This window comes from Candidatus Deferrimicrobiaceae bacterium (assembly GCA_035256765.1).
GTDB lineage: Bacteria > Desulfobacterota > Deferrimicrobia > Deferrimicrobiales > Deferrimicrobiaceae > CSP1-8.
Genome location: DATEXR010000147.1, coordinates 1 through 6,340, shown reverse-complemented (window position 1 = coordinate 6,340; position 6,340 = coordinate 1). Strand labels below are relative to the sequence as shown.

The 6,340-nt window shown below is 62.1% G+C and carries 7 protein-coding genes; 6 read left to right on the top strand and 1 reads right to left on the bottom strand.

The genetic code is table 11. The features are described from left to right. On the bottom strand, positions 1–657 hold a 657-nt coding region (locus VJ307_05105), incomplete at its 3' end, for a molybdopterin molybdotransferase MoeA (protein HJX73517.1). Here VJ307_05105 and VJ307_05100 point away from each other — a divergent pair. The 6 genes from VJ307_05100 to VJ307_05075 all read left to right on the top strand — a co-directional run. Next, the gene (locus VJ307_05100) at positions 647–946 is read left to right on the top strand and encodes a hypothetical protein (protein ID HJX73516.1); all 300 of its coding nucleotides are present in this window, start codon (positions 647–649) and stop codon (positions 944–946) included. The genes VJ307_05105 and VJ307_05100 overlap by 11 nt on opposite strands. A 147-nt stretch (positions 947–1,093) precedes the next feature. Beyond that, positions 1,094–1,411, top strand: coding sequence for a cytochrome c3 family protein (locus VJ307_05095; GenBank protein HJX73515.1), 318 nt, complete (start codon positions 1,094–1,096; stop codon positions 1,409–1,411). Then, positions 1,412–2,254, top strand: a complete 843-nt coding sequence (locus VJ307_05090; protein ID HJX73514.1) for a 4Fe-4S dicluster domain-containing protein — start codon at positions 1,412–1,414, stop codon at positions 2,252–2,254. Between the two features lie 13 nt (positions 2,255–2,267). Beyond that, positions 2,268–5,489 (top strand): molybdopterin-dependent oxidoreductase, encoded by a 3,222-nt coding sequence (locus tag VJ307_05085; GenBank protein ID HJX73513.1) that lies wholly within the window; start codon positions 2,268–2,270, stop codon positions 5,487–5,489. A 69-nt stretch (positions 5,490–5,558) separates the two neighbouring features. Further along, a complete protein-coding gene (gene mobB, locus VJ307_05080) occupies positions 5,559–6,074 on the top strand; it encodes a molybdopterin-guanine dinucleotide biosynthesis protein B (GenBank protein HJX73512.1) in 516 nt (171 codons plus the stop codon). Positions 6,075–6,150: 76 nt separating this feature from the next. After that, positions 6,151–6,340 (top strand): hypothetical protein (locus VJ307_05075; GenBank protein ID HJX73511.1); only part of this gene is annotated, 190 nt, incomplete at its 3' end.

The following is a 6,340-nucleotide window of genomic DNA, read 5'->3' as shown; positions in this document are numbered from 1 at the left end:
CAGGTACCGGACTTTCCGGAAGCCGAGACCGTTGAGCGCGGCGAGGAGAAAATGGGCGTTGCTGTTGCGGATCATGGGGCCTTCGGCCCCCTCCCACGGTTCGACCAGCTCGTCGCCGGTCGAAAGGACCGCGACGGTCGGGCGCCTGTAGACCGGGACCTCCCACCGGCCGACGGAGGAAAGCGTGGCGACATGATGGGCGGAAAGATACGTTCCCGAGGGAATGAGGACAGCCCCTTGAAGGATGTCTTCCCCTTCCTGGGCGATGTTTTGCCCTCGGCGGGTTGGCGTGTGAAACCGGACGGTCCCCTCGCGGTCGACTTCCGCATGCTCGATCTGGATCACCGTGTCGAACGACGCCGGGACTTTCGCCCCGGTCATGATCCTGACGCAATCCGTCTCGGCGGGGTCCCCGCCCCACACGGTGCCCGGGTTGACCGATCCCGCCACCCGGTACGGTCGTTCCGTTTCCCTCCCCGTCCAGATGACGGCGAACCCGTCCATCGCCGCGCGGGGGAAGGGAGGGATGTTCCGGTCGGCGATGACATCCCGGGCCAGGACCTCGCCCACCGCGTCCGGGAGGGGAACCTCGCGGACATCCCGGGTGCGGACGAAAGGCAGTACCGAGGCAAGCGCCTCCTCGTAAGTGATCGCCATGATCCTCACCATTCTCCTTGTCGAGGTGCGGAAAACAGGGGAGTCATTGTATCAACAACAGGGGGGATCATGGGAACCGAACATTTGCCCCGCCGGCAGGCAAGACGCTCGCCGCTTCGGGACCGGCCGCCCCGGGAAGGACGGTTGGCGGTTCCCGGCGGCAGGGGAAAAAATCTGGAAAAAATTCTTGCATTCTCCGGATATCGAAAGTAGGTTGATGTTCAAAATATCAAAGACCGGTTTATTTTCCCACATTCGCAACACGATTTTTGTTTATGGAAACCCCTGATTAGCAACATATTTTAGGGAATGGGAGGGGTCGACATGCGTCAGGACTTCCCTTGCCGTATCCTAAGAGAAAAAGCGTCCCTCGAGCATTTCTTCTCTACCCCCATACAGAATGAGGTAAGGCAAGATCAAGGGAGGAGGATTGGTCATGAATAGGGCATTGATCGTGCTTACGCTCCTCGTCGCCGTGACATCGGCCGGATACGCGCAGGTCGGCGGAGGCGACATCGTCTATGAGGTCAAGAAAATCGGCAACGTCACCTTCCGCCACGACGCGCACGTCGGGAAGTCGGGCCTTCCCTGCACGGCATGCCATGCCTCCTTGTACGTGACGAAGGAGAAGCGCAAGACCGCTACCATGGCCCAGATGGGAAAGGGGGCTTCCTGCGGTTCATGCCACGACGGGAAGACGGCGTTCTCCGTGAAGGGAAGCTGCAATCCGTGCCACACGAAGGAGGTGAAGTAAATGTTCGAGGGAAGGGACGAACTGACGGTCATCCAGGAAGATATCCAAAGAGCTCTTGCGGCCGCCGACGGCAAATGGGCGATGCTCATCGATCTCCGGCGCTGCACGGCGTGCAAGTCGTGCACGGCGGGCTGCGTGGCCGAACAGAAAAGCCCGCCGGGCGTCGTCTACCGGCCGGTCTACGAGGAGGAATCGGGCTCGTTTCCCGACGTCAAGAGACGGTTCACGCCAAGACCCTGCCAGCAGTGCGACAACCCTCCCTGCGTGGAAGCGTGCCCCAACAAGGGGGAGGGGAAGGCGACGTGGAAGAGCACGAAGGGGAAAAGCGCCGGCATCGTCATGATCAATTATGGGCAGTGCATCGGCTGCGGGCGCTGCGTGATCGCCTGCCCGTACAAGGCAAGGACCCTGGACGCGGGCCGCCTCCACACCGAGGGCACTCCCAAGGAGGAGGAGTACGAGAAGTCCCCCACCTGGGAGTACGGCCGGAAATGGCCCCGCGAGAAGTTTCATATCCCCTGCGGGAATGCCCGAAAGTGCCATTTCTGCTATCACCGGCTGAAGAACGGAATGGTCCCGATGTGCGTGAGCACCTGCATCTGCCGGGCGAACTACTTCGGGGATCCCGAAGATACAAAGAGCCTGATCCACAAGATGATCAAGGAGAACAAGGTCACGGTGCTGGCCGAGGTGTCGTCGAAGGGGGAGGCGAAGCTCAAGAACGCGGACCTGAAGGACCGGAGCCCGTCGGACATCGCCGGGAAGATCGGCTATCCGGGGACCACCCCGTCGTTTGCCCGGGAATCGAAGACCAAACCCAGGGTCTACTACATCCTGCCGTAGTCGAGGTGAAGAGATGGAAGAGAAAAGATATCGCTGGGACGGCATAAACCGGAGGGATTTCCTGAAGTGCACCGCGGTTCTCGGCGGTACGGTCCTCGCCTCGCAGCTCGAATGGGCCACCGACCTGATGCGCCGGGCCGAGGCGGGGCAACTCACCCCCGAGGAGGAGTACGAGCTCGTCAGGGCGGAAAACACGCTTTATACCGTCTGCCTCCAATGCAATACCGGCTGCGGCATCAAGGTCAAGTTCTTCCGGAAGAACGGCAGCGCCGTGGCCCTGAAGATCGACGGGAACCCGTACAATCCCTTCGTTTCCGTCCCCCATGCCCCGTACGGGACGTCTCCGTTCGAATTGAACAAGGTCGACATGGCGATCTGTCCCAAGGGGCAGGCGGGCCTCCAGAGCGTCTACGACCCGTACCGGATCACGAAGGTCATCAAGAGGGCCGGGAAGCGGGGCGAGGGGAAATGGATGACGATCCCCTTCGACCGGGCGGTCGACGAGATCGTCGGTGGCGGGAAGCTCTTTAGCCACGTGCCGGGGGAGGAGAACCGCGAGGTGGCCGGGCTCAAGGAGATCTATGCTCTCCGCGACCCGAAGATCGCCAAGGAGATGGGCGAGGACGCGAAAGCGATCGCCAAGGCGAAGGATAAAAAGAAGGCCGTCGAGGAATTCAAGGCAAAGCATGCGCCGAACCTTTCGTACCTCATCGACCCGGACCACCCGGATCTGGGGCCCAGGAACAACCAGATGGTCTACATGTGGGGGCGGAAGAAGGGCGGCCGGGGGGACTTCTCCGCGCGGTTCTTCGGGGACTACTTCGGGACGGTCAACACCCACGGCCACACGACGGTGTGCCAGGGGTCGCTCTACTTCACCTGCAAGGCGATGAGCGAGCAGTACGAATACAGCAAGTTCGGGGGCGGCAAGAAGTTCTACTGGCAGGGAGACTTCGAGAACAGCGAATACATCCTGTGCGTGGGGTCGAACCTCTTCGACGCCAACTACGGCCCCTCCAACCGGAACGCCCGGCTCATTCCCAACCTGGTCAGCGGGAAGACGAAGATGACCGTCGTCGATCCCCGCTTCAACAAGGCGGCGGCGAAGGCGAACCGGTACCTGCCGATCCAACCCGGGGAGGACGGCGCCTTCTTCGCGGGGATCATCCAATGGATCATCAACAATAAGAAGGCTGACGTCAGGTACCTGGCATGCGCGAACAAGGCGGCCGCCAAGGCGGCCGGCGAGCCGACCTGGTCCAACGCCGCCCTCCTCGTAAAAATGGACAAGGACGGCAAGCCGGGCAAGTTCCTGCGGGCCCACGAGATCGGCCTGGCCCAGCCCGAGAAGAGAAAGGACAAGGACGACAAGGAGCACGACTTCGAATACCTCGTGGCGATGAAGGACGGGAAGCCGGTCGCCGTCGATCCCAACGACGACAAGAACCCGGTCACGGGGGACCTGCTGGTCGATGCGGCGATCGGCGACGTCAAGGTGAAGTCCGGGCTTAAGCTCGTCGCCGAAGCGGCAAACGCGAAGCCGATGGAAGAGTGGTCGAGGATCTGCGGGATCCCCGCGAAGGAGATCGAAGCGGTCGCGAAGGAGCTGACGAGCCACGGGAAGAAGGCGGTCGTGGACGTCCACCGGGGGATCGCCCAGCACACGAACGGCTTCTATAACGTGCTCTCCGCGATGACGATCAACCTCCTCCTCGGGAACTTCGACTGGAAGGGGGGGATGATCGAAGCGTCGACCTACAACACGACGGGCGGCAAGGAGGGGCAGCCGTTCGCCCTGGCGAAAATGGCCCCGGGGAAGAACGGGAAGTTCGGGATCAGCGTGATCCGGCACGACGTCAAGTACGAGGAGACGACCCTCTTTTCCGGCTACCCGGCGAAGCGGAACTGGTGGCCCCTCGCCTCGGACATCTACGAGGAGATCGTCCCCTCGATCGGCGACGCCTACCCGTACCCGATCAAGGCCCTCTTCTCCTACATGTGCACGCCGGTCTACGCCCTTCCCGCGGGGCAAACCAACATCCCGATTCTCATGGACGTGGGGAAGGTCCCTCTTTACTTTTGCAGCGACATCCTGATCGGGACCACGTCCATGTACGCAGACTACATCTTCCCCGACCTGTCGTTCCTGGAACGGTGGGAGATGCAGGGGTCCCACCCCAACATGCCGGTCAAGGTCCAGCCGATCCGGCAGCCGGTCATCGCCCCGATCCCGGAGACGGTGAAAGTCTTCGGGGAGGAGATGCCCTGCTCCTACGAGGCGCTCCAGCTCGCCCTGGCGGAGCGGCTCGGGATGAAGGGGTACGGCAAGGACGGGTTCGGGCCGGGGCTGGACTTCACCCGCCCGGACGATTTCTACATCCGGATGGTCGCCAACGTGGCCACCGACGGGAAACCCGTTCCCGATGCCGACGATGCGGAACTCAAGCTCTTCCTCGAATCGCGCAAGCACCTTCCGAAGACCGTGTTCGACCCGGAGCGGTGGGAGAAGATCGCCGGGGCGAACTGGCGGAAGGTGGTCTACGTCCTGAACCGCGGCGGGCGCTTCCAGGAGTACAAGGACATCTACAAGGGCGACCACGCGGCCAACCAGTACAAGTCGCTCATCAACCTGTACCAGGAGAAGACCGCCGGGACGAAAAACGCGTTCACCGGGAAATCCAATCCCGGATACGCGATGTATATCCCGATCGCGTCGGCCCTTGGGAAATCCCCGATGGAAGAGGGGCTGACCGACGGGTACCCCCTGCACCTGATCACGCAGAGGGACATTCTGATGACCAAATCGCGGACCATCATGGATTATTGGCTGCTTGCCATCAAGCCGGAGAACGAGCTCCTCATCCATCCGGCGACCGCCGGGAAACTCGGGCTCAAGACCGGGGACCGGGCCAAGGTCGTTTCCGCGACCAACAAGGAGGGAGTCTGGGATCTTGGGAACGGGGCGAAGAAGCCCATGATCGGGATGGTCAAGTCGACCGAAACGATCATGCCCGGGGTGGTCACGTTCACCCTGGGGCACGGGCACTGGGCGACCGGGGCGGCGGACGTCGTGATCGACGGGAAACTCGTCAAGGGCGACCCGAGGAGGGGGACCGGCGTCCACGCCAACGCCGCCATGTGGGTGGATCCTTACCTCAAGAACACCTGCATGCTCGACCCGGTGGGCGGGAGCGTGTCGTTCTACGATACGAAGGTGAATCTTGTGAAGGTATAGTCCCGCAGGAAACCGGTTTGCGAGCGATATGGGAACAGAGGGATAACCGTATCGATCCGGGGGGGCGAAATGAGTGGTGAAGGTTTCCGCCCCCCCGTCCTGTGCTTCGTCGGGCGGAAAAACTCGGGAAAGACGACCCTCATGGAGAAGGTCATCGCGGGCCTGAAAGCGGCCGGGCACCGGGTGGCCGCCGTCAAGCACGATGCGCACCGCTTCGAGATCGACCACCCCGGGAAAGACAGTTACCGGTTTTCCGCCGCGGGGGCGGATATCACGGTGATCTCCTCCCGGGAAAAGACGGCGGTCGTCCTGCATCACCGGGAAGAGATCCCCTTCGAGTCGATCCTTTCGCGGTTCGTCGAGGGGGTGGACATCATCCTTGCGGAGGGGTACAAGGCCTCCCGGTTTCCCAAGATCGAGGTCCACCGGAAAGCCACCGGGGAACCCCTGATCGATCCGCCGCCTCCGGGGTTGATCGCCGTGGCCACGGACGAGCGGGTGGAAAGTTCGGTGCCTCAGTTTGACATCCGCGATCCCGATGCCGTCGTCCGGTTCATAAAAACCGTTTTTCTCGGGGGAGCATGATATATTTCCTGGTCCGGATCCCGGAAACCGGCGGGGAGGAACTTTCCCGCGCGATGACCGACGCGAAAGGACGGGCATGAGTCTTTTCGACCCCCTCGGAAGAAAGATCAACTATCTCCGGCTCTCGGTCACCGGCAGGTGCAACCTGCGGTGCAGCTACTGCAGGCCGCAAGGGATGGATCCGGGACCGGGGACCGAAGAGATCCTTTCCGACGAAAACCTGCTTTTCCTGGCCCGCACGGCGGTCGGCATGGGGATCGAGAAGA